Here is a 23,247-nt window from a genome sequence, read left to right as displayed (position 1 = left end):
TCTCCTGTATAGGGTGCCTGCAAAACAAGGGAACCCGGCATATGAAAGATATTCTTCAGGAGCTTGAGCATCGTCGCACCGAGGCGCGCCAGGGGGGTGGTGAGAGTCGGATCGAGGCGCAGCACCGCAAGGGCAAGCTGACCGCCCGCGAACGCATCGAACTGTTGCTGGACGACGACTCCTTCGAAGAGTTCGACATGTTCAAGGCGCATCGCTGCACCGATTTCGGCATGGAAGCCGACCGGCCCGCCGGCGACGGCGTGGTGACCGGCTGGGGCACGATCAACGGCCGCATGGTCTATGTCTTCAGCCAGGATTTTACCGTCTTCGGCGGGTCGCTGTCGGAAACCCACGCGGAAAAGATCTGCAAGATCATGGACATGGCCGTGCAAAACGGCGCGCCGGTGATCGGGCTGAACGACTCGGGCGGGGCGCGGATCCAGGAAGGCGTGGCTTCTCTGGCAGGCTATGCCGAGGTGTTCCAGCGCAACATCATGGCGTCGGGCGTGGTGCCGCAGATCTCGGTCATCATGGGGCCCTGTGCGGGGGGCGCTGTCTATTCGCCGGCGATGACCGATTTCATCTTCATGGTGCGCGACACCTCGTACATGTTCGTCACCGGTCCGGACGTGGTGAAAACCGTGACCAACGAACATGTCACCGCCGAGGAACTGGGCGGGGCGTCGACCCACACCAAGAAATCTTCGGTCGCCGATGGCGCCTTCGACAATGATGTCGAGGCCCTGACCGAAGTGCGCCGCCTTGTGGACTTCCTGCCGCTGAACAACCGCGAAAAGCCGCCCGTGCGCCCGTTCTTTGACCAGACCGACCGCACCGTGCCGTCGCTCGACACCCTGATCCCGGACAACCCGAACCAGCCCTACGACATGAAAGAGCTGATCGTGAAAACCGCCGACGAGGGCGATTTCTACGAGATCCAGGAAGATTACGCCAAGAACATGATCACCGGCTTTATCCGTCTGGAGGGTCAGACGGTGGGCGTGGTGGCCAACCAGCCGATGATCCTGGCCGGTTGCCTGGACATCGACAGCTCGCGCAAGGCGGCCCGCTTCGTGCGCTTCTGCGACGCCTTCGAGATCCCGATCCTGACGCTGGTCGACGTGCCGGGCTTCCTGCCGGGCACCAGCCAGGAATACGGCGGGGTCATCAAACATGGGGCCAAGCTGCTGTTCGCCTATGGCGAAGCGACGGTGCCGAAAGTGACGGTGATCACCCGCAAGGCCTATGGCGGCGCTTATGACGTGATGGCCTCGAAACACCTGCGCGGCGATTTCAACTATGCCTGGCCCACCGCCGAGATCGCAGTGATGGGCGCCAAGGGCGCGACCGAGATCCTGTACCGGTCGGAACTGGGCGAGCCCGAGAAGATCGCCGCCCGCACTGCCGACTATGAGGACCGTTTCGCCAACCCCTTCGTGGCTGCGGAAAAGGGCTTCATCGACGAGGTGATCATGCCGCATTCGACGCGCAAGCGGGTGGCGCGGGCCTTTGCGTCGCTGCGCAACAAGAAGGTCACCAACCCGTGGAAAAAGCACGACAACATCCCGTTGTGATGCGTTAGTCTCCCCGTGACAATCAAGGGGGATGTCATGGGGATACTGCCACTACTGACACTGATCATAGGAGTTTTCTCGGGTCTTATCATTGCCACGGGGGCACCGGATTGGTTGTCCGAACTGGCGCGGCAGAAGGGGTTTTTCACCACCGAAGCCTTGCAGGTGTTGCTGATCGCGGCGGTTCTGACCCAGGCCCACCGTATCCGCGCCGGGGGCCAGGAAAACCACAAGCGCGAAACACGCATCGCGACACTGGATTTCATCGCGTCGGTCTGGGGGTACTACGACACCTCGCGCATCGCGCTGGAGCGGAAAATTCCAAAGTCGGTGGTGACGCTGGAAGAGTTGACCAAAGAGGACAGGGAGCACGTGGACGTCTTGTTGAACACCATGAACATCGTCGCCGCCGGCATCCGGCATGACGCGCTGGACCGCTCCGTGATCGCGGATGTCTACGGTCTGCACTATCTGGCGGTAAACCGGAAGTACGCAGCCTATGTGGCGGAGCGGGCGCAACGGGCACGCATCGACCCCTGGCCGCATCTAACGTGGTTTCTGGGTGAACTGGGCATACCGGCGGGGGCAAGGGCATGACCAGATTTCACAAGATCGCCACGGCACCGACCCCGGTCGGACCCTTCTGTCACGCCACCGAGGCGGACGGCTGGGTGATGCTGACCGGCCAGATGCCGACCACGCCGGGCGCACCGGACGCGCCGCTGCCCGAAGGGGTAGAGGCGCAGACCGTGCGGGTGATCGAGAACCTCAAGCTGGTGCTGGAGGGGATCGGGTTGAGCCTGGAGGACGTGGTGCAGTGCCGCTGCTACCTGACCGAGTTCAAGCGCGACTTCGACGCCTTCAACAAGGTCTACATGTCCTATTTTCCGGACGGGCAACGTCCGGCCCGCACCACCATCGGGGTGACCGCCCTGGCCGTGGATGCGCTGGTCGAGATCGACATGCTGGCCGTCCGGCGGGGCGCCGCCTGATGCGGCGCAACGGCTGGCATATGGTCAAGACGGACGACGGTCTGACATTGGCGCGGCGGTTGCCGGCGCGCTTCGATGTCGAAGCAACAACCCGGCTGCCACGGCTGCGGGCACGGGTTCTGGCGCACGAGGTTCGCAAGGATCTCTGGCGTCTTCTGCGCAGCCAGCGGGGGTTTTCACCAGTGATTGAGCTGTCCGAGCGCGACGGGGGACTGTTTCTGCGCGCCGGCGGTCAGATCGCGGGACCGGTGCCGGGGGGCCTGGGCTCGCGTATTGCACATATGTTGGAAACTCCCGCCCTCAGACATCGCTGGGCAACCCATGCCCGGCTGCGCCCCACGGCGGCGAAGATGGCCACGCGGGCCGGAACGAAGGCGGGTTCATGATCAAGCATCGCGGATTCCCCGGGCGGCTGCCCGGCACCGATTACCAGTTCACCATTCGCCGGGCTTCCAAGGCCGGGGCGACGCCGCTGAAGGCGCGGGAGCGGTACAAGGATCGCAAACCCGCCGACCGGCGCGCCGATGCCGCCTTTCTGGGCGCCCTGATCGACCATTTCGGCGAGGCACCCTTCGAGCGTGGCAACCTGGATGCCGGGCGGCTGAGCTGGCTGCTGGGGCGCGAGGTTGTTCCCGCCGAGGAACCATTCGATCCAGCAAGTTACGAGGCGCTTCTGCATGTGGATATGCGGGCGGCGCGGGCCGGATTTCCGGCCCTGTTCCAGGATGAAGACGAGGTCTGGGACGGCGAAGACGATGCAGACGACGCCTGAGACGGCGGCGCTGACAACACCGAGATTTCCGGAGGTGGCGGGGCCGCACCGGGCAGGACTGAAGAGGAAGAAGGCAACATGTTCAACAAAATCCTGATCGCCAACCGCGGGGAAATCGCCTGCCGTGTCATCAAGACGGCGCGGAAGATGGGGATCCAGACGGTTGCCATCTATTCCGATGCCGACCGCAAGGCGCTGCATGTGCAAATGGCCGACGAGGCCATCCACATCGGCCCGCCGCCGGCCAACCAGTCCTACATCGTCATCGACAAGGTGATGGAAGCGGTCAAGGAAAGCGGCGCACAAGCGGTGCATCCGGGTTACGGTTTCCTGTCTGAAAACAGCAAGTTCGCCGAGGCTCTTAAAGCAGCGGGGGTGGAATTCGTCGGACCGCCGGTGCCGGCGATCGAGGCCATGGGCGACAAGATCACCTCGAAAAAGATCGCCCAGGAAGCGGGCGTGTCCACCGTGCCCGGTTACATGGGGCTGATCGCGGATGCCGAAGAGGCCGTCAAGATTTCGAACCAGGTCGGTTACCCGGTGATGATCAAGGCCTCGGCCGGCGGCGGCGGCAAGGGGATGCGCATCGCGTGGAACGATGCCGAGGCGCGCGAGGGTTTCCAGTCATCGAAGAACGAGGCCGCCAGCAGCTTCGGCGATGACCGCATCTTCATCGAGAAATTCGTCACCCAGCCGCGTCACATCGAGATTCAGGTGCTCTGCGATACCCATGGCAACGGCGTCTACCTGGGGGAGCGGGAATGCTCGATCCAGCGCCGCAACCAGAAGGTTGTGGAAGAAGCGCCGTCGCCTTTCCTGGATGAGGCCACTCGCAAGGCGATGGGTGAACAGGCCGTGGCGCTGGCCAAGGCCGTGGGCTACGCCAGTGCCGGCACCGTGGAATTCATCGTCGATGGCGAGAAGAACTTCTACTTCCTTGAGATGAACACCCGCCTGCAGGTGGAGCACCCGGTGACCGAACTGATCACCGGCGTCGATCTGGTCGAGCAGATGATCCGCGTTGCCGCCGGTGAACCGCTGAGCTTCACCCAGGACGATGTGAAACTGACCGGCTGGGCCATCGAGAACCGGCTTTATGCTGAAGATCCCTATCGCGGCTTCCTGCCGTCGATCGGACGCCTGACCGCCTATCGCCCGCCCGCCGAAGTGGCCGCCGGTCCGCTGCTGGTCAACGGCAAATGGCAGGGCGAAGCCCCGGAAGGGCCGACCGCGGTGCGCAACGATACCGGCGTCTATGAGGGCGGCGAGATCTCGATGTACTACGACCCGATGATCGCCAAGCTGTGCACCTGGGCGCCCAGCCGGTCGGAAGCCATCGAGGCGATGCGCGTGGCGCTGGACAGCTTCGAGGTCGAGGGCATCGGCCACAACCTGCCGTTCCTGTCGGCGGTGATGGATCATCCCAAGTTCATCTCGGGCGACATGACCACGGCCTTCATCGCCGAGGAATATCCCGACGGCTTCGAAGGCGTGACCCTGCCGGTCACCGATTTGAAACGCATCGCCGCCGCCGCTGCTGCCATGTACCGGATCGCCGAAATCCGCCGCACCCGCGTATCGGGCCGCATGGACAACCACGAACGCAAGGTCGGCACCGACTGGGTTGTGACGCTTCAGGGCGAAGAATTCCCGGTGGTGATCGCGGCGGATGCCGACGGCTCGACCGTCCGCTTCGACGATGGCGGCAGCCTGCGGGTGGCGTCGGACTGGACGCCCGGCGACAGCCTTGCCAAACTGGATGTGGACGGCAAACCGCTGGTTCTGAAGGTCGGCAAGGTGACCGGCGGCTTCCGCCTGCGCACCCGGGGTGCCGACCTGAAGGTACAGGTGCGCACGCCGCGTGCCGCCGAACTGGCGCGGCTGATGCCGGAAAAACTGGCGCCCGACACATCCAAGATGCTGCTCTGCCCGATGCCGGGCCTGATCGTGAAGGTCGACGTCGAAGTCGGCGACGAAGTTCAGGAAGGCCAGGCGCTGTGCACGGTGGAAGCCATGAAGATGGAGAACATCCTGCGCGCCGAGAGAACCGGCAAGGTCTCGAAGGTCAATGCCAGCGCCGGCGACAGCCTGGCGGTGGACGATGTGATCATGGAATTCGAATGACCGACAGTCCAGCCATATCCCGGCTGGCGGTTCCGGGCCGACAGGCCCGGATCACGACACCTGCGCGGCGGCGGGATTACCCGGCGCCGCCTGCCGCGTCGCGGATCTCCTGCTTGCGCAGGGGCATCTTGTCGATGGCGCGGGTCAGTTCGCGCACATCCCACGGCGCGGGCTTGCGCAGCGCCACCTTGCCGTCCTTGCCCAACAGCGTCAGCTGGAAACCGCGCGGGCGCAATTGCGTCCGCAGCGCAGATTTTGCCGCCGGATCGGTGTCGGCAATCACCACCACGTCCCGGACGAACAGTTCGTCCTTGCGGGCGTTCAGCAGTTCTATCTGCTTGATGAAGCGCGGATCGTTGGGCGTGTCGGCAAAGACCACCACGGGCCTCGCCACCCACAGAAACTGGTCCAGCTCCGTGGCCTCGGTCAGCAGCGGTCTGTCCATGTCCTGGGCCGACACCGGAAAGACGGCGGCCATCGAAAGCGTCAGAACGGCGAATGCGAGTGATCTTAAAGGTCTCATGCGGCCTCCCGTTCCTGAAAATATAGGTTGGGGAGGCCGCGAAGCACAGGCGATTTCACCGCTTCGTGCTTTGCCTTCCCCTACGTTCTTCTCACGTCCTGCCGGACCTGCGCCTGACGGGCGGCCGGACCCCTATCTAGAAAGGGCCTGCGCATGAGCGACAAGCTGGACACCTGGAAATCCCTGGCCGAAAAAGAATTGCGCGGCCGGTCCCTGGACGACCTGACCTGGACCACTTTGGAGGGAATCGACGTCAAGCCGCTGTATACCGAGGCCGATACCGCCGCCCTGCCGCAGATGGGCGAGCTGCCGGGATTCGGACCGTTTACGCGCGGCGTAAAGGCCACCATGTACGCGGGCCGTCCCTGGACCATCCGCCAATACGCGGGCTTTTCGACTGCCGAGGAATCCAACGCCTTCTACCGCAAGAACCTGGCCGCCGGGCAGCAGGGGGTTTCGGTCGCCTTCGATCTGGCCACCCACCGGGGCTATGACAGCGACCACGAACGCGTGGTTGGCGATGTCGGCAAGGCGGGCGTCGCCATCGACAGCGTCGAGGACATGAAGATCCTGTTCGACGGCATCCCGCTGGACAAGGTCTCGGTTTCGATGACCATGAATGGCGCGGTGATCCCGATCCTGGCGAATTTCATCGTCGCGGGGGAAGAGCAGGGCCATGACCGCAGCCTGCTGTCGGGGACCATTCAGAACGACATTCTGAAAGAGTTCATGGTGCGCAACACCTATATCTATCCGCCCGAGCCGTCGATGCGGATCATCTCGGACATCATCGAATTCACCAGCAACGAGATGCCCAAGTTCAACTCGATCTCGATCTCCGGCTATCACATGCAGGAAGCGGGCGCGAACCTGGTGCAAGAGCTGGCCTATACGCTGGCCGACGGGCGCGAATACGTGCGCGCCGCCATCGAAGCCGGGATGGACGTGGACAAGTTCGCCGGACGGCTGAGCTTCTTCTTCGCCATCGGCATGAACTTCTTCATGGAAGCGGCCAAGCTGCGTGCCGCGCGGATGCTGTGGCATCGCATCATGACCGAGTTCGGGGCCAAGTCGGACCGTTCAAAGATGCTGCGGACCCATTGCCAGACTTCGGGGGTGTCGCTGCAGGAGCAGGATCCCTACAACAACGTCATCCGCACCGCCTATGAGGCGATGTCGGCGGTTCTGGGCGGCACCCAGTCGCTGCACACCAACGCGCTGGACGAAGCCATTGCCCTGCCGACCGAATTTTCGGCCCGGATCGCGCGCAACACCCAGATCATTCTTCAGGAAGAAACCGGGGTGACCAAGGTCGTCGATCCGCTGGCGGGGTCGTATTATGTCGAAACCCTGACCGCGCAACTGGCCGAGGAAGCCTGGAAGCTGATCGAGGAAGTCGAGGACATGGGCGGCATGACCAAGGCCGTCGCGTCCGGCATGCCGAAGCTGCGGATCGAAGAATCCGCCGCCCGCCGTCAGGCCATGATCGACCGGGGCGAAGAGGTGATCGTCGGGGTCAACAAGCACCGTCTGGCCAAGGAAGACCCGATCGACATTCTGGACGTGGACAACGTCAAGGTACGGGAATCACAGATCGCCCGTCTGGAAAAGATCCGCGCCACCCGTGACGAGGCCGCTTGCGCGGCTGCCCTTGGCGAACTGACCCGTCGCGCCAAAGAGGGCGGCAATCTGCTGGAGGCCGCCGTCGAAGCGGCACGCGCCCGTGCATCCGTTGGAGAAATCAGCATGGCAATGGAAAAGGAATTCGGCCGCCATCGTGCCGAGGTCAAGACGCTGGCCGGGGTTTATGGCGCCGCCTATGAAGGCGACGACGATTTCGCCGCCATCCAGTCCAGCATCGAGGACTTCGCCGAGGCCGAGGGCCGCCGCCCGCGTATGCTGGTGGTGAAGATGGGGCAGGACGGGCATGACCGGGGCGCCAAAGTCATCGCCACCGCCTTTGCCGACATCGGCTTTGACGTGGACGTGGGGCCGCTGTTCCAGACGCCCGCCGAGGCCGCGCAGGATGCCATCGACAACGATGTGCATGTGGTGGGGATTTCCTCGCAGGCCGCCGGTCACAAGACGCTGGCGCCGCAGCTGATCGAAGAGCTCAAAGCCCAGGGCGCCGGGGACATCATCGTGATCTGTGGCGGGGTGATCCCGCAGCAGGACTATGATTTCCTGACCAAGGCCGGGGTGAAGGCGATCTTCGGGCCGGGCACCAATATTCCCGAGGCCGCCAAGGACATCCTGACCCTGATCCGCAAGGCGCGGTCGCAGGCGGCCTGAGGGCTTTTCCAGTCGTCACAACATGATTTTCGGGACGCCGCCCGCGCGGCGTCCTGCTATGTCGGGGGCATGAAGATTCTGTCCGCCACCCCCGACCATCACGCGGCCATTGCCGCGATCCGCACCGATGTGGTGCGCCAGACCACCGCCATCTTTCACACCAACGAATGGACCGTCCCCGAGGTCGCCGATCTGATCGCAGCCCGGCGCGCGGCGGGGCGCGATCTGTGGGTTGCGTTGGATGCGCGTAGCACGGTGCTGGGCTTTGCCACCTACGACCGGTTTCGCGGCGGCGACGGCTATGATCGCACCATGGAGCATTCGATCTTCCTGACACCACAGGCGCGCGGGCAGGGGGCTGGTCGTGCCCTGATGCAGGTGTTGGAGGCGCAGGCCGCCACTGTCGGCGTGCATGTCATGGTTGCGGCCATCGACGCGGACAACCAGGCGGCGCAGCAATTTCACGCGGCCCTTGGCTATGCCGAAACCGGGCGGATGCCGCAGGTTGGGCGCAAGTTCGGCCGTTGGCTGGATCTGGTGCTGATGCAGAAGATCCTGGGTGATCAGCCTGCGGATTGAGCCTCGAACCGTCCCATTGCATCGAAAAACTCCGCCGCGCCGGGCATTCCGGCAAAACTGACTGTGGCGCCGGTTTGCACCCATGGCAGGGCTTCGGCGGTGCAGGTGGCCATGAACGGCGGTAGATCCGCCAGCCCGTCGAACAGGACGCTGCGCAGGTTCACGAAATCCTCCAGTCCGGTGATGCGGGTGAAGATCCAGCTCAGGCAATGGGGGCAGAAGTGGTGCCGCTGGTCGGCGTCATGCAGCCCGCCGATCACCGGGTCCGCGCCCTCCACCTGAAAGGCCGCGGCCGGCACCAGCGCGCTGAGCGAAAAGGCGCTGGCGGTCATCTGCTGGCATCCCCGGCAATGGCAGGCCGAGGTCATGACGGGATTGGCCGAAAGGGTCATGCGGACCTGTCCGCAGCGGCAGCTTCCGGTGTGAAGGGGTGTGGTCATGGAAACTCCAGAACAAGGCAAGGTGGCGACGATGCGGTCAGCCTAGCATGCCGGGAAATGCGTACCAGCGGCCAAGTTGCCTCTTTTCGCGCCTGCACAATCGGGTAGCCTGCGCCTATGTCGATCTGGTCCCGAATTGCCGATGCCCTGTCTGCCCTCACCCAGGGGCAGCCGCTGGCCGATGTGTTCGACCGGCTGCGCACGCCGCCGGAACGCTCGGTGGCATTCACCATCGCCGTGATTGCCCTTGGCGCCAAGATGGCAAAGGCCGACGGGCAAGTGACCCGCGATGAGGTCGCCGCCTTTCGTCAGGTCTTCCACATCCCGCAGTCGGAAGAGGCCAATGCCGCGCGGGTGTTCAATCTGGCCCGGCAGGACGTCGCCGGGTTCGAGGTTTATGCCCACCGCATCCGCCGCATGTTCGGCGAAGGCCACCGGGCGCTCTATGACCTGATGGAGGGGCTGTACTATGTCGCGGTCGCCGACGGTGAATACCATCCTTCCGAACATGATTTTCTCAGCCAGGTGGCCGAGATCTTCGGTCTGGACGCGGCAGAAGTCGCGCGCATCCGCAGGCGCTTTGTGTCTGACATGGCGCCGGATCCCTATGACGTGCTGGGTGTGTTGCCCGACACGCCCTTGCCCGAGGTGCGCGCCGCCTGGCGGCAATTGGTGCGCGAGACCCATCCCGACCGGATGATGTCACGGGGTCTTCCGGAAGAGGCGATCAAGCTGGCCGAAAAGCGGCTGATCGCCGTGAATCAGGCTTGGGAAGAAATCTCGAACACGCGCGCCTGATAGGGAAAATCATCCCGAAAATCATCGTCACGCCGCTTCACCTTGAGGGTAGCGGACCTTGTCGTGGATGCCGGGGATCCCGATATTGGGGGTATGAGGCGCGTTTCGGCGCCTGCCGGGATGCGTCTTCCAACCCAATGGAGGACACCATGTTCAAACGCTTGATAACCGCAGCCCTGATCTTTGGCGCCGCCGCCACGGCCCCGCCTGTTCATGCACAATCGCCGACGGCCTGTGCGCCGCGCGAGGTGATCGCCAGAACCCTGGAAAAGACCTATGGCGAACATCTGTCCGCCGCGGGCCTGCAATCCGAAACCCAGCTGCTCGAGGTCTGGAACGACCCGGTCAGCGGCAGTTGGACCATTGTCGTGACCGAAGCCAACGGGCGCGCCTGCATCGTGGCCTCGGGCCAGCATTGGCACGCCATCATGCGCGCGATGGTCCCGCCGGGAGAGCCCAGTTAACTGGTCACAGCCCGGCTGAGCGCCACCACCTCGGTCTCGGCGTCCAGGGCCCGCGCCAACGAGGCAAACCGGGCCTGGGCAACCTCTCCGTACAGGGTCATCGCCTGTGGCCCGATGGTCAGCCCCAGTTTCCGTTCCTTGGGCTGCCAGCGCATGGTGCCCATCTGCTCGGCCCGCTGGGCGGTGAACATGGCGCCAAAGCGCATGGCGCGGCCCAGAACCTCGGCGCGGGTGACATCTGCGGGATCGATCAGATCCACCAGCGCATCGAAACGCCCGTTGGCGCGGCTGTTCTTGTAGCGGTGCAGCAGGGCAAGCCCCAGGAAGATCCGCTCGGCATGGCTGAGCCCGCCGAAATTGGCACGTGTCGCATAGTCGAAACAGACATCCGCGCGATAGTCGGGATGGGTGCGCCAGCTGACGTCATGCAGCAGGCAGGCGGCCTTGACCAAGCGGCGCAGGGCCAGCGGCTCCTTGTCATAGATTGGCCGGATGAACCGGTACAGCGCCTTGCCGAACCCCGGCACGCGGGCATCCTTGGCTTCGGCGAAACGCGCCGCTTCGATCAGCGGATCGCGGTCGCGCAGAACCTGCGGCATCTGCTCATACAGCAGCCCCTCGCGCAGGCCGTAAGAGGACACGAAGATATCCTTGGGATCGAAAACACGCAACACGCCCGACAACACATCCGCCGCATCCGGCACCAGCGCCATCCGCCCCGACGAGATGCCGGCCAGGCTGCGCAACTCTTCGGTATCGGTGTCCTTGATCCAATCCAGAGTTGCCTTAAGATCGTCCGGCAACATCTTGTATTCATGCAGAACCTTCAGGGGATAGTCACGCCGCGCCATGTCCAGCTTGGCGATGGCCCGCCACGATCCGCCGACAAGGAACAGCCGGTCATCCGAGGCATCAAGCGCCTCTTTCAGCCTGTTCAACTCGCTGTCGATATGGGCGCGCAGGGCCTTCTTGCCGCCCTTCACGTCGCGCAATTTCAGAGGCCCGAGAGCCGAGGTTTCGCGGTTGCCCACCTTGCCACGCGACACCTGCGCCATCTCCATGGACGACCCCCCGATGTCGCAGACCAGGCCTTCGGCGCGGGGCCAGCCCAGCAGCACGCCTTGTGCCGCCAGCCGCGCCTCTTCCTGCCCGTCGATGACATAGAGCTTCAGGCCGGTCTTGCGCTCGATCTCTTCGCGGAATTCGGGGCCGTCCGCGGCCTCGCGCATGGCGGCGGTGGCCACGGCGTTCAGCGGCTCCAGCCCCAGACCGTCAGCCAGCGACTGGAACCGTTGCAGCGCGTCCAGCGCGCGGCTTTTGCCTTCGGGATTCAGAAGGCCGGTCTCGGCCAGCCCCTTGCCCAGCCCGCACATGACCTTTTCGTTGTAAAAGTAGGCGGGTGAGCGGGCCGCGCCGTCAAAGACCACAAGACGGATGGAGTTGGATCCTACGTCCACAACGCCCACGCGGGACAGCTTGCGGGCCCGGGGATCCTGAAACAACGGGTGTCCGAACGGACCCCAGTCCGTCAGCAGATCCTGCACCATCGAACGCCCTTTCCCACAACCCGGCGGAGGCGACCTTGCCCGCCAAGATGTTCCGCGTCAACTTTCGTGAGTCAGCAGGGGCCGCGTGGTCAGGCGTGGCACATCGTCCGCCCCGGCAGACCCGCGCCCGGACAGCGATGGGTTTTCCATGAAGAACCGGTGGCAGTTGAACAGCTTTTCCGGCTGGTCATCCAGAACGCGGGTGAAGCTGCCATCGGGATTCAGCACCCAGCTTTGGGACTGGTCGTGCAGATTGGCGATCATGATCTGATCGACGATCTGCTTCTTCACCGTCTTGTTGTGACACTCCACCAGCGTTTCGACCCGGCGGTTCAGGTTGCGACCCATCCAGTCGGCGGACGAGATGAACACCCGCGATTGTTCCGATGGCAAGCCGCCGCCATTGCCGAAACAGGCAATGCGCGAATGTTCCAGAAACCGTCCGACGATGGATTTCACCCGGATGGTCTCTGACAATCCCTTCACGCCGGGGCGCAGCCCGCAGATGCCGCGGATCACGCACAGGATCTTCACCCCGGCCTGGCTGGCCCGGTACAGCGCGTCGATGACCTGCGGTTCGATCAGCGAGTTCATCTTCACCCAGACCTCGGCCGGGCGTCCGGCGCGGGCGTGGTCGGCCTCGGCCTCCAGCATCTGGATGATGTCGGCTTTCATGTCCTTGGGGCTGAGCGACAGGTTTTCCAGCCCGACGGGCGGGGCATAGCCCGACAGGTAATTGAAGACCTTTGTGGCGTCGCGTCCCAGCCCTTCGTCGCAAGTGAAGAAGCTCAGGTCGGTATAGATCCGCGCCGTGATCGGGTGATAGTTGCCGGTGCCCCAGTGCGAATAGGTGACCAGCTTGTCGCCCTCGCGCCGCACCACCGAGCTGATCTTGGCATGCGTCTTGTAGTTGACGAACCCATAGACCACATGGGCGCCGGCACGTTCCAGCCGGCGCGACTGGCGGATGTTGGCGGCTTCGTCGAACCGGGCCTTCAGTTCAACCAGCGCGGTGACCGATTTGCCGTCTTCGGCAGCTTCGCACAGCGCCTCGACAATCGGGCTGTTGTGCGAGGTGCGGTACAGCGTCTGCTTGATCGCCAGAACGTTGGGATCCTGTGCTGCCTGCTTGAGGAAGCGCACCACCATGTCGAAGGTTTCATAGGGGTGGTGCAACAGCATGTCCTTCTGCTTGATCGCCGCGAACATGTCGCCGTCGTGATCCTGCACCCGCTCCGGCACCCGCGGCGTGTAGGAGGGCCACAGCAGATCGGGGCGCGCGTCGGTGACCAGTTCCTTGACATCGACGATGCCGATCATGCCGCGGGTTTCGATCACTTCGTCGCCGCTGACGTGCAGCTGTTCGGTGATGACGCGGGTCAACTCACCCGGTGCGTTGGTCGAGATCTTCAGCCGGATCACCTCGCCCCGGCGGCGGCGTTTCAAGGCGGTCTCGAACTCGCGGACCAGATCCTCGGCCTCTTCCTCGACCTCCAGATCGCTGTCGCGCAGCACCCGGAACGAACATTCGCCCTTCAGGTCATAGCCGGGAAACAGGCTGTCCAGATGCAGCAGCAAAAGCTCTTCCAGCGGCAGATAGCGCAGCTGGCCGGGCTTGGCAGGCAGGGGCACGAACCGGTCGATCTGCTGCGGGATCGGCAGCAGGGCGCGCAGCGGTTTCTTGTCGGACCGTCGTTCCAGCATCAGCGCCAGCGAAAACCCGGTGTTGGGGATGAAGGGGAAGGGATGCGCCGGGTCCACTGCCAGCGGCGACAGCACCGGGAACACCTGGCTGAGGAACACCTGTTCCAGGTGGCGCTTGTCGGCGGCGGTCAGCTTGCGGCGGGTCAGCAGGAAGATGCCTTCGGCTTCCATTTCCTTGCGCAAAAGGGCGAACACCCGCTGTTGCGATTGCATCAGGGCGCGGGCGTTCTTGTCGATCAGCGCCAGTTGCTCGGTCGGCAACAGGCCGTCGGCCGCGGGCGTGGTGTGGCCTTCGCGGGCCAGTTCGCGCAGGCCCGCCACGCGCACGGTATAGAATTCGTCCAGGTTGTTGGCCGAGATCGACACGAAGCGCACCCGTTCCAGCAGCGGCACGGCGGGGTTTTCCGCCTCTTCCAGCACGCGCCAGTTGAAAGCCAGCCACGACAACTCGCGATTGAAGAACCGCGCGGGTCCGGTCAGGTCAGTGTCATGCAACTCGACAGGTTCCGGGAGGGGCGTGTTCAGGAAATCGGCGGCGGTCATCTGGGGCAGGGCATCCTTGGGTCAGGGGGCGTCGGTGTCCTCCGCATCCGGGCCGGTGACTGCGAGGAACGCATCAGGATCCTCAAGCACTTGCGCGGCCATCACGCGGGAAATCCGTTTTTGACGGCTCAGGGACGCGCGGTCAAGGGCTTCGACCACCCGTTCGGCGTTGCTGAGCGAGCGATCGAGCCGCCGGGTCAGGAAGGTGATGGTCTCGGGCGTGACCGGCACCTGCCGATCATCAAAGAGCTTGACCAGCGCCATTTGCAACAACGTGTCGTCGGGCGCGTCGATGCGGGTGACAGCCAGGGTCAGCATCCGGCTGAGCAGATCGGGCAGCGCCAGGCCCCAGGTGCCGGGGGTGTCGGGCGCGGTCAGCAGCAGCGGCGCGCGGGCGGCGACCGCCCGGTTGAACAGGTGAAACAGCATCTCTTCGCGCGCCGGATGCCCGGCCACCAGATGGGCGTCGTCCACCACATAGGCCGGTGCCGGGGCGGGCAGCGTCTCCAGCCGTGCGCCCGACAGCATCGCGGCGCCGGTGTCGCGCGCCCAGATCGCCGCCAGATGGGTGCGCCCGGCACCCAGCGGCCCGCACAGCAGCATCCGCTGTTCGGGCCAGTCCCGCCAGTTGTCCACGGCGAACAGGCCCGCCGCGTTGGACGGCGCGGGCAGAAACTCGGCCCGGCCAAGGCGCGGGTCCGGCGACAGGTCGAGGGGCAACTGCGTGTCGGTCATTCGGCGGCGGGATCATCCCGGTCTGCGGGCGCCTTGGCCCCGTCCCGTGCTTCGACCCCAAGGTACAGTCGGCCAGAGCGGTACTGCTCGACCGCGAAGCGCACCAGTACCCCGATCATGGCCGAGATCGGCACGGCCACCAGCATCCCGGTAAAGCCGAACAAGGTTCCGAAGATCGACAGCGCCAGCAGCAGCCAGACCGGATGCAGCCCGACCGAGCCGCCGACCAGTTTCGGGGTCAGGAAATTGCCCTCGACCACCTGCCCGAAGGCGAAAATTCCGGCCACCAGCAGGATCATCAACGGCTGATCCCAGAACTGGAACAAGGCCAGCCCGATGGACAACGCGCCGCCCACCAACGATCCCACGAAAGGAATGAACGAGATCAACCCGGCAAAGACGCCGACCAGCAGGCCGAAGTTCAGCCCCACCAACATCAGCGCCACCGCATAAAAGCTGCCCTGGATCAGGCAGACCAGGCCCTGACCTCGGATGAAGCCGGCCATGGTGCGATCCATTTCGCCAGCCAGACGACGCAGCGTGGGGGCGTGATCGCGGGGCAACAGCGCGTCGATCTGCGCCACCATCCGGTCCCAGTCCAGCAGCATGTAGACCGTGACCACGGGCACCACGAAGATCAGCACCACCACGTTGACGAAGCTCATGGCACCGCTCAGCACGCTGGTCAGGACTTCCACACCGCGTTCGCGGATGGTTTCGCCGATGCCGGGAAGCGTGCCGTGCAACTGGCTGATCTGCTCGCCAATCGACGGGAACCGGGTTTCTATGAAAGTTCGCGCCTGTGCCGTCAGTTCCGGGGCCAGTTGGATCAGGTCGATCAACTGCCGGATCATCGCCGGAATGATGATCAGCAGTCCTGCCGCCGCCACCAGCGCGAAACCGACCGAAATCACCGCCGTGGCGGCCGTGCGTGACAGGCCGCGTGCCTCCAGCCGGTCGGCCAGCGGATCCAGCAGATAGGCGATGGCACTGCCGATCAGGAAGGGCAGCAGAACGTTGCCCAACGCCCAGAGCACCGCGAAAAACACCACTGCGACAATGCCCCAGATCTTGGTCTGGGTCTGGACGGGTAGGGCCATGCTTCCTCCTGCGGTTCGCCCTTTCATCGCCCATGGCCCTGACGGGTGCAAGGATTCATGCCGCAGGCGCACAGGGGGTATGAGGGTGAGGGTGCGCTTGTCTGCCCTGCCGGGATGGCCTAAGCGGTCTTGAACGCCAAAACGCTAGTTGAAAAGGTGCCCGACATGCGCTTGTCCCGCTACTTCCTGCCGGTCCTCAAGGAAACCCCCGCCGAGGCGCAGATCGCCAGCCACCGCCTGATGTTGCGGGCCGGGATGATCAAGCAGGCCAGCGCCGGGATCTATTCCTGGCTGCCGCTGGGCTTCAGGGTGCTGAAACGGATCGAGCAGATCGTGAACGAGGAACAGATCCGCGCGGGTCACATCCCGATGCTGATGCCGACGTTGCAATCGGCGGACCTGTGGCGCGATTCCGGCCGCTATGACGACTATGGCGAAGAGATGCTGCGCATCACCGACCGCCATGGCCGCGACATGCTGTATGGTCCCACCAACGAAGAGTTGGTCACCGACATCTTCCGCAGCTACGTCAAAAGCTACAAGGATCTGCCGCTGACGCTCTATCACATCCAGTGGAAGTTCCGCGACGAGATCCGCCCACGCTTTGGCGTGATGCGGGGGCGCGAGTTCCTGATGAAGGATGGCTACAACTTCGACCTGACCAAGGAAGACGCGCTGCACGCCTACAACCGGCATCTGGTGGCCTATCTGCGCACCTACGAGCGTATGGGCCTTCAGGCAATCCCGATGCGCGCCGACGGCGGCCCCATCGGCGGCGACTATACCCATGAATTCCTTGTGCTGGCCGACACCGGTGAATCCGAGGTGTTCTATGACAGCCAGGTCACCGATCTGACCTTCGGCGACCGCGACATCGACTATGACAGCGTGGCCCAGTGCCAGGGCGTACTGGACGAGTTCACCTCGCGCTATGCCCGCACCGACGAAACCCATGACGCAGCCCTGTTCGACCAGGTCCCCGAAGAGCGCCGCCGCGTGGCGCGTGGCATCGAGGTCGGGCAGATATTCTATTTCGGCACCAAGTATTCCGATGCTCTGGGCGCGACCGTCATCAACGACAAGCAGGAACAGATCCCGGTGCACATGGGCAGCCACGGCATCGGCGTCAGCCGCCTGCTGGGCGCGATCATCGAGGCCAGCCATGACGACAAGGGCATCATCTGGCCCGAAGGCGTGACGCCCTTCCATTGCGGCATCGTCAACCTGCGTCAGGGCGATGCGGCGACCGACGGGGCCTGCGCGGACCTGTACGCCGCGCTGACCAAGGCCGGGCTGGAGCCGCTCTACGACGACCGCGACGAACGCGCCGGGGCGAAATTCGCCACCATGGACCTGATCGGCCTGCCGTGGCGGATCACCGTCGGGCCGCGCGGCCTGAAGAACGGCGTGGTCGAACTGACCTCGCGCAAGACCGGCGAAAGCGTCGAGATGTCGGCCGAGGATGCGGTGGCGCGGATCGTCGAGATCTATCGCGATATCTGAACGGCATGCGCCGGTTTGGCAGTCGAAAGGCATCGCGCATCATACGCGGTGCCTTTTTGCTGTTTTTTGCGCCCCCTACCGCCGGAATTCACTTGCGCCGCGCCGGACCTGTTGCAGACTGCGGTTAACCAACTTGACCAACTGCGGAGCGTTTCATGACAAACAGATTGATGGCGGAGTTCATTGGCACCTTCTGGCTGGTGTTCGGCGGCTGCGGCGCTGCCGTGCTGGCCGCCGGTGTGCCCGATGTGGGGATCGGCTGGCTGGGCGTCGCCTTTGCCTTCGGCCTGACCGTGCTGACCATGGCCTATGCGGTGGGCGGTATCTCGGGCGGGCATTTCAACCCTGCCGTCACCCTGGGACTGACCGTCGCTGGCCGGTTTGAATTCAGGGAACTGCCGCCTTACTGGATCGCCCAGACGCTGGGCTCGGTGGCGGCAGCAGCGGTGCTCTACCTGATCGTCTCGGGCCAGCCCGATTTCGCCGGGGTTGGCGGGTTTGCCTCAAACGGTTATGGCGAGGCCTCGCCCATGGGCTATTCGCTGACGTCCGCACTGGTCATCGAAGTGGTGCTGACCGCGGCCTTCCTGATCATCATCCTGGGGGCCACGTCGTCGAAGGTGCCAGCGGGCTTTGCGCCCATTGCCATCGGGCTGGGGCTGACCCTGATCCACCTGATCTCGATCCCGGTGACCAACACCTCGGTGAACCCGGCCCGGTCCACTGGTGTGGCCTTCTTCGCCGAAGGTCCGGCGCTGGAGCAGCTTTGGATGTTCTGGGTGGCGCCGCTGGTTGGCGGCGCACTTGGCGCGTTCATCTGGGGCGTGATGAGCGACGAAGACTGATCCCATCGGCGGTGGGGCTGGTCCTCACCGCCGCGTGTTCGCAAACTGATGCATTCCCGTGCATGGTGGGAGCGGATCACGTTCGGCAAGTCCATGCTGGTGGGGAAGCTAACGGGCACGATCGCGGGGCTTGCGGCCATCCCCCCCCGCCCGGGGCATCGTCGGCCCGGTCAAGGCACTGTTGATCGGTGCGGTGGCCGGGGTGCTGTGTCAGGACGCGGTCAACCCGATCCGCAACATCTGGAAGATCGACGACCTGCTGGGCCTGGACGCGCGCGGCGCGCGCGCCGACGACAAGCATTCTGCTTTCCTCATGACCTTGTGCTCCAATGGCGGGGCGGGTGTGCTGCCCCGGCTTGACCTCTGCTGCGCGCTCGCTCAGGGTCCGCGCGAGCAGACAGGCAGAGACGTATATGGCCCAGACACCACCCTTTTCCCGGTTCGAATGGATGATCGCCTGGCGCTATCTGCGCGCGCGGCGGGCCGAAGGTGGCGTCAGCGTGATGACATGGATTTCGCTGGTGGGCATCGCGCTGGCGGTGTTCGCCCTGATTGCCACGCTGGCCGTGCGCTCGGGCTTTCGGGCGGAATTCGTGGATACGATCCTGGGCGCCAACGCCCATGTCACCTACTACAACATCACCCGGCTGAATGACGCGGGCGAGCCCGAGCGGCTGATCCCCGATTACCTTGAGGTGGCCGACCGTCTGCGCGCCGTTCCCGGCGTCACCCGCGTGGCGCCGCTGGTCAAGGGGCAGGTTCTGGCCGGCGGGCGCGGCCGCAACGCCGGGGTGCAGGTGTACGGGATGGCGGCCGAGGATCTGGCCGCCCTGCCGCGCATTGCCGATCCCGAGATGGGCACGGGCGACCTGGCCCGCTATGGCGAGGGCGTGTCCATCGGCGCGGGCGTGGCGCGGATGCTGGGGTTGCTGCCCGGCGACCAGATCAAGCTGATCTCGCCTGACGGTGCCAAGACGCCTTTCGGCACTTCGCCGCGTGTCGGCGTCTACGAAGTGGTGCATGTGTTCAGCGCCGGCCGCTATGACATTGATTCCACGCGGGTCTACATGCCCTTTGCCGAGGCCCAGTTGTTCTTCAACCGTGACGGGGTGGCCGACGAGATCGAGATCATGCTGGCCAACCCCGAAGATGTGGCCAGGGTCATGCCGGACCTGTGGCGCGAGGCAGGCAACGACGGGCTGTTCCAGACCTGGCAGGATGCCTCGGGCGCTTTCCTGCGGGCGCTGGCGGTCGAGGACAACGTGATGTTCGTGCTGCTGTCGGTGCTGGTGCTGATCGCGGCAATGAACATCGTGTCGGGACTGATCATGCTGGTGAAGAACAAGCAGGGCGACATCGGCATACTGCGCACCATCGGGCTGACCGAGGGCGCGGTGCTGCGGGTGTTCTTCATCTGCGGCGCTTCGGTCGGGGTCATCGGCACGCTGGCGGGCGTGGTGCTGGGCTGTCTTTTCGCAATTTATATCGATCCGATCTTCGCGCTGGTCAACGGGCTGTCGGGGGGCGGGGTCTGGGATCCGTCGATCCGGGGCATCTATTATTTGCCCGCGCAGCTGCATCTGGACGACGTGCTGACCGCCATGGGACTATCGCTGTTCCTGTCCTTCGTGGTGACGATCTTTCCGGCCCGACGTGCGGCGCGGATGAACCCGGTGGAGGCGCTGCGTCATGGCTGAGCCGATGCTGGAGCTGACCGGGATCACGCGGGTCTACAACAAGGGGCGGCCGGGCGAGGTTTCGGTTCTGCGCGGCGTAGATCTGCGCATCGCGCCGGGGGAACTGGTGGCGCTGGTGGCGCCCTCGGGGGCCGGCAAGTCAACGCTGCTGCACATCGCGGGGCTGCTGGACCGTCCCGACGCGGGCCGGGTCAGTATCGACGGGCGCGACACCGGGGCGCTGCGCGATGGCGCGCGTACCCGGATGCGGCGCGAACGGGTGGGCTTCGTTTACCAGTTTCACCACCTGCTGCCGGAGTTCTCGGCGCTGGAAAACATCGTCCTGCCTCAACTTGCCAATGGGGTGGGGCAGGCAGAGGCCGCCCGTCGGGCGGAAGATCTGTTGGGGCGCGTCGGGCTGACCGCCCGGGCCGGGCATCGGCCCGCCGCCCTGTCGGGCGGCGAGCAACAGCGCGTGGCCTTCTGCCGGGCGCTGGCCAATGGTCCGGGGCTGTTGCTGGCGGATGAGCCCACCGGCAACCTTGATCCCGAAACGGCGGAAACAGTGTTCGACGTCATGGTCGCCATGGCGCGGGATACCGGTCTGGCCGGTCTGGTGGCCACCCACAATCCGGATCTGGCGGCGCGCATGGACCGTGTCTTGCGGCTGGAGGCTGGGCAGTTGGTGGCGGCCTGACGGCCGCGGAATTCCGCCTTCGGCGGGAGTATTTTTGACAAGAAAAAGAGGCGCGTTAGCCCTTGAGGGCGAGGCCGAGGCCCAGGGCCATGATGGCGATGCCCGCCAGGCGCAGGGGGCTGAGGTCGGTCACAGGCGCACCCAGCAATCCGAAGCGGTCAATCAGCGCCGCCGAGACGAGCTGTCCCAGCAGCACGAAGAACACCGCGTTGCCGACGCCGAAATGGGGCGCGGCCCAGGTGATGGTCAGCACGTAGAAGGCGACCAGCGTTCCGGCAAGATAGAGAGGCCAGGGGTGGCCGGTGAGGATCGCGGGCGCCCGGGGCGCGCCGCTGAGCAGCACCACAAGCGCTGTAACCGAGAGCGCGACACCGAACAGCACGAGGGCCGCGGAGATCGGCGACCCGATGCGCTGCCCCAGCCCGGCGTTCAGCGCGGCCAGCACCGGGATGCCGAGACCGGCCAGGAACATAACGGCGGCGTATTTGAACATCTCGGGCATTGCGATCTCCTTCCGGGATCACAAAGCACAGGGGCCGGGGGCAGGCAATGGGGGGTCAGTCGGCCAGGGCCTGTTCGGCGACACCGGCAAACAGCGCGTCCAGTTCGGCGGCGGCGGCGGCCAGATCCGTGCCGCCTTCGTCAAGATAGGGGGCGAAGACATGGCTGGGGGTCTTGTAGGACAACAGCGCCGTGCCGTCCGGTTCCTCGGTCACATAGACGCGGATCGGGGCTTCGATCATCGCTGCGGTTGACAGGCCAAGGATGCGCACCGCGAAGACGTTGTTGAACAGCCCGATAACCTGGTTGCCGGGAATGGTGATGCCGCGCGCCTTGGCGGCCCCGGTGGGACCGGCCTGGGTGACGACGCCAAGCTGGTTTTCGGCGGCGGCGGCTTTGACCGCGTCGATCATCTGGTCATAGGTCTTGGCGCTGGCGTGGATGGCCCATCCGTTACGCGGGGCGATGCTGTCGGCAAAGGCGGGGCTGGCGAGAAGGGTAAGGGCGAGGGCGATGCGGCGCATGGGAGGATCCTTGTTGTTTGCCCCACCCTAGCGCCGATCCTGCGAGCCCCTCATCACGCTTGGGTGAAGGCGTCAGACCGACAGGGCCAGCACGCGGCAGACCTCGGTCAGGGAGCGGCCGGATTGCGCCATCCAGGTGTTGAAGGCCTCCTGCACCGCCGCCATGGCCTTTTTCGAGGTGGGCGGTTTGTCGATCACTCCTTCGGCGATCAGCCGGGCGACCACATCCTTGGACAGGATGAAACTGTCGACGCCCATCTTGCGCAGGGCGTATTGGCCGGTGGTGCCACCGATGCGGGCGCCGTGTTTTTTCATCAGCGCCAGCAGGCCGATGAAATCGGTGGCAGGCCATTCGCCGAAGACCTGTCCGGCGCCGCCCTGCGCGCGCAGGGATTGCAGGAACACCGCGTTGTCGCGCACCGAGGTGACCTTGGCGCCGTTGCGGATGATGCGGGGGTCGGACATGAGTTCGTCGAACCAGCCGTCATCCATCATGGCGCAGGCGTTCACGTCGAAGCCCCTGTAGGCCTCAAGAATGCCCGGCCATTTGTTTTCGACCACCCGCCAGTTGAGACCAGTGGAGAAGATGGCGCCGGAGAAGGCGGCGAGCCAGTCGGCCTCGGGGATCTGCGCGATCTCGGCGGGTGGTTTGGGGCCGTGGACCTGGTATTTCACAGACTCGGGCGAGCCCTTGCGGGTGACGGCGATGGTGTAGATGTCGTTGAAGGCGCGCATAGAAACTCGCAGGTTAAGAGCGTTCGGTTCTAGGGTCAGGACTCGTTCTTGTCTCAAAGCCAGAACATGACGGTTGCGGCCAATGCGATGGCTGAGAGGAAGACTTTTGGGCATCGGTCGTAGCGAGTGGCCACACGCCGCCAGTCTTTCAGTCTTCCGAACATGATCTCGATGCGGTTGCGGCGCTTGTATCGACGCTTGTCATACTTGATGGCTGTCTTGCGCTGCTTTCGGCCGGGGATACAGGCTCGTATCCCCTTGTCTTTCAATGCTTCTCTGAACCAGTCTGCGTCATAGCCCCGGTCCCCGAGCAGCCACTCGGCATTCGGCAGGCTGCTCACCAATGCCCGTGCGCCGATGTAATCGCTCACCTGCCCGGCGGTGACGAAGAGATTGATTGGTCGCCCCAGGCTGTCGCAGACGGCGTGCAGCTTTGTATTCATACCGCCCTTGGTTCGGCCGATCAGGCGGCCACGCCCCCCTTTTTAACGCCCAGGCTGGACGCGGTGCGGTGTGCCTTCAGATACGTCGCGTCGATCATCACGGTCTTTTCTTCACTGTGTTCGGCGGCCAGCCCAG

Annotated in this window: 23 protein-coding genes and 2 pseudogenes; 15 read left to right on the top strand and 10 right to left on the bottom strand. The window is 64.6% G+C overall.

What is annotated here, in order from left to right:
* The first annotated feature begins 41 nt into the window (after positions 1–41).
* The 6 genes from ACP15K_RS12095 to ACP15K_RS12070 all read left to right on the top strand — a co-directional run bounded on the left by ACP15K_RS12095 (position 42) and on the right by ACP15K_RS12070 (position 5,462).
* The gene (locus tag ACP15K_RS12095; protein ID WP_193142561.1) at positions 42–1,574 is read left to right on the top strand and encodes an acyl-CoA carboxylase subunit beta; all 1,533 of its coding nucleotides are present in this window, start codon (positions 42–44) and stop codon (positions 1,572–1,574) included.
* Positions 1,575–1,589: 15 nt separating this feature from the next.
* Positions 1,590–2,171 (top strand): DUF4760 domain-containing protein, encoded by a 582-nt coding sequence (locus ACP15K_RS12090; RefSeq protein WP_424990621.1) that lies wholly within the window; start codon positions 1,590–1,592, stop codon positions 2,169–2,171.
* Entirely contained in the window at positions 2,168–2,566 is a 399-nt protein-coding gene (locus tag ACP15K_RS12085; RefSeq protein ID WP_193142559.1) for a RidA family protein, read from the top strand. The genes ACP15K_RS12090 and ACP15K_RS12085 overlap by 4 nt, the downstream gene beginning before the upstream one ends.
* Entirely contained in the window at positions 2,566–2,952 is a 387-nt protein-coding gene (locus ACP15K_RS12080) for a hypothetical protein (protein WP_193142558.1), read from the top strand. The genes ACP15K_RS12085 and ACP15K_RS12080 overlap by 1 nt, the downstream gene beginning before the upstream one ends.
* On the top strand, positions 2,949–3,338 hold the full coding sequence (locus tag ACP15K_RS12075; RefSeq protein ID WP_193142557.1) for a hypothetical protein: 390 nt from the start codon (positions 2,949–2,951) through the stop codon (positions 3,336–3,338). Before ACP15K_RS12080 ends, ACP15K_RS12075 begins: the two co-directional genes overlap by 4 nt.
* A gap of 78 nt (positions 3,339–3,416) precedes the next feature.
* Positions 3,417–5,462, top strand: coding sequence for an acetyl-CoA carboxylase biotin carboxylase subunit (locus ACP15K_RS12070; RefSeq protein WP_193142556.1), 2,046 nt, complete (start codon positions 3,417–3,419; stop codon positions 5,460–5,462).
* A gap of 76 nt (positions 5,463–5,538) precedes the next feature.
* Here ACP15K_RS12070 and ACP15K_RS12065 read toward each other — a convergent pair whose 3' ends face one another.
* Entirely contained in the window at positions 5,539–5,985 is a 447-nt protein-coding gene (locus ACP15K_RS12065; protein WP_193142555.1) for a DUF4174 domain-containing protein, read from the bottom strand.
* A gap of 153 nt (positions 5,986–6,138) precedes the next feature.
* Here ACP15K_RS12065 and scpA point away from each other — a divergent pair, with 153 nt between their 5' ends.
* Both scpA and ACP15K_RS12055 read left to right on the top strand, forming a co-directional pair.
* Positions 6,139–8,277: a methylmalonyl-CoA mutase gene (gene scpA, locus ACP15K_RS12060; RefSeq protein WP_193142554.1), complete on the top strand. Its 2,139-nt coding sequence runs from the start codon at positions 6,139–6,141 to the stop codon at positions 8,275–8,277.
* 69 nt (positions 8,278–8,346) lie between these two features.
* Entirely contained in the window at positions 8,347–8,856 is a 510-nt protein-coding gene (locus ACP15K_RS12055; RefSeq protein WP_193142553.1) for a GNAT family N-acetyltransferase, read from the top strand.
* Here the strand turns inward: ACP15K_RS12055 and ACP15K_RS12050 are convergent.
* Positions 8,841–9,296: a GFA family protein gene (locus ACP15K_RS12050; protein ID WP_193142552.1), complete on the bottom strand. Its 456-nt coding sequence runs from the start codon at positions 9,294–9,296 to the stop codon at positions 8,841–8,843. The genes ACP15K_RS12055 and ACP15K_RS12050 overlap by 16 nt on opposite strands.
* Positions 9,297–9,413: 117 nt before the next feature.
* Here ACP15K_RS12050 and ACP15K_RS12045 point away from each other — a divergent pair, with 117 nt between their 5' ends.
* Together ACP15K_RS12045 and ACP15K_RS12040 are read left to right on the top strand one after the other, a co-directional pair.
* Entirely contained in the window at positions 9,414–10,094 is a 681-nt protein-coding gene (locus tag ACP15K_RS12045; RefSeq protein ID WP_193142551.1) for a molecular chaperone DjiA, read from the top strand.
* Positions 10,095–10,243: 149 nt separating this feature from the next.
* The gene (locus tag ACP15K_RS12040; protein WP_424990620.1) at positions 10,244–10,558 is read left to right on the top strand and encodes a hypothetical protein; all 315 of its coding nucleotides are present in this window, start codon (positions 10,244–10,246) and stop codon (positions 10,556–10,558) included.
* Here ACP15K_RS12040 and ACP15K_RS12035 read toward each other — a convergent pair.
* The 4 genes from ACP15K_RS12035 to ACP15K_RS12020 are packed head-to-tail and all read right to left on the bottom strand — an operon-like array spanning position 10,555 to position 16,187.
* Positions 10,555–12,105: an exopolyphosphatase gene (locus ACP15K_RS12035; RefSeq protein ID WP_424990619.1), complete on the bottom strand. Its 1,551-nt coding sequence runs from the start codon at positions 12,103–12,105 to the stop codon at positions 10,555–10,557. The two genes, ACP15K_RS12040 and ACP15K_RS12035, sit on opposite strands and share 4 nt — an antisense overlap.
* A 57-nt stretch (positions 12,106–12,162) precedes the next feature.
* Complete coding sequence (locus tag ACP15K_RS12030) at positions 12,163–14,352, bottom strand: RNA degradosome polyphosphate kinase (RefSeq protein ID WP_193142548.1); 2,190 nt, start codon at positions 14,350–14,352, stop codon at positions 12,163–12,165.
* Positions 14,353–14,373: 21 nt separating this feature from the next.
* Complete coding sequence (locus tag ACP15K_RS12025; protein ID WP_193142547.1) at positions 14,374–15,087, bottom strand: DnaA ATPase domain-containing protein; 714 nt, start codon at positions 15,085–15,087, stop codon at positions 14,374–14,376.
* A complete protein-coding gene (locus tag ACP15K_RS12020; protein ID WP_424990618.1) occupies positions 15,084–16,187 on the bottom strand; it encodes an AI-2E family transporter in 1,104 nt (367 codons plus the stop codon). Before ACP15K_RS12020 ends, ACP15K_RS12025 begins: the two co-directional genes overlap by 4 nt.
* A 165-nt stretch (positions 16,188–16,352) precedes the next feature.
* On the opposite strand from ACP15K_RS12020, the gene proS reads away from it, so the two are divergent.
* The 5 genes and pseudogenes from proS (at position 16,353) to ACP15K_RS11995 (ending at position 20,908) form a co-directional block, all read left to right on the top strand.
* Entirely contained in the window at positions 16,353–17,690 is a 1,338-nt protein-coding gene (gene proS, locus ACP15K_RS12015) for a proline--tRNA ligase (protein WP_193142545.1), read from the top strand.
* 155 nt (positions 17,691–17,845) lie between these two features.
* Positions 17,846–18,535 carry an aquaporin Z gene (aqpZ, locus tag ACP15K_RS12010; RefSeq protein WP_193142544.1) on the top strand — a complete coding sequence of 230 codons (690 nt, stop codon included), beginning with the start codon at positions 17,846–17,848 and terminating at the stop codon, positions 18,533–18,535.
* Between the two features lie 60 nt (positions 18,536–18,595).
* Positions 18,596–18,809: pseudogene (locus ACP15K_RS12005) on the top strand (ammonia channel protein); the annotation flags it as partial.
* Positions 18,810–18,948: 139 nt separating this feature from the next.
* A complete protein-coding gene (locus ACP15K_RS12000) occupies positions 18,949–20,232 on the top strand; it encodes an ABC transporter permease (protein ID WP_193142543.1) in 1,284 nt (427 codons plus the stop codon).
* Entirely contained in the window at positions 20,225–20,908 is a 684-nt protein-coding gene (locus ACP15K_RS11995) for an ABC transporter ATP-binding protein (RefSeq protein ID WP_424990617.1), read from the top strand. The genes ACP15K_RS12000 and ACP15K_RS11995 overlap by 8 nt, the downstream gene beginning before the upstream one ends.
* Before the next feature lie 55 nt (positions 20,909–20,963).
* On the opposite strand, the gene ACP15K_RS11990 is transcribed toward ACP15K_RS11995, so the two are convergent.
* The 4 genes and pseudogenes from ACP15K_RS11990 to ACP15K_RS11975 all read right to left on the bottom strand — a co-directional run.
* A complete protein-coding gene (locus ACP15K_RS11990; RefSeq protein ID WP_424990675.1) occupies positions 20,964–21,401 on the bottom strand; it encodes a DMT family transporter in 438 nt (145 codons plus the stop codon).
* A gap of 64 nt (positions 21,402–21,465) precedes the next feature.
* Positions 21,466–21,933 carry a DUF302 domain-containing protein gene (locus ACP15K_RS11985; protein ID WP_193142541.1) on the bottom strand — a complete coding sequence of 156 codons (468 nt, stop codon included), beginning with the start codon at positions 21,931–21,933 and terminating at the stop codon, positions 21,466–21,468.
* A 72-nt stretch (positions 21,934–22,005) separates the two neighbouring features.
* The gene (locus ACP15K_RS11980; RefSeq protein WP_424990616.1) at positions 22,006–22,668 is read right to left on the bottom strand and encodes a DNA-3-methyladenine glycosylase I; all 663 of its coding nucleotides are present in this window, start codon (positions 22,666–22,668) and stop codon (positions 22,006–22,008) included.
* A gap of 53 nt (positions 22,669–22,721) precedes the next feature.
* Positions 22,722–23,247 (bottom strand): annotated as a pseudogene (locus ACP15K_RS11975) (IS5 family transposase); the annotation flags it as partial.

The sequence above is a fragment of the Fluviibacterium sp. S390 genome, from assembly GCF_049800695.1.
Taxonomy (GTDB): domain Bacteria; phylum Pseudomonadota; class Alphaproteobacteria; order Rhodobacterales; family Rhodobacteraceae; genus Meridianimarinicoccus.
Note: the sequence above shows the minus strand (reverse complement) of the source record. Positions and strands in the feature narration are given on the sequence as shown.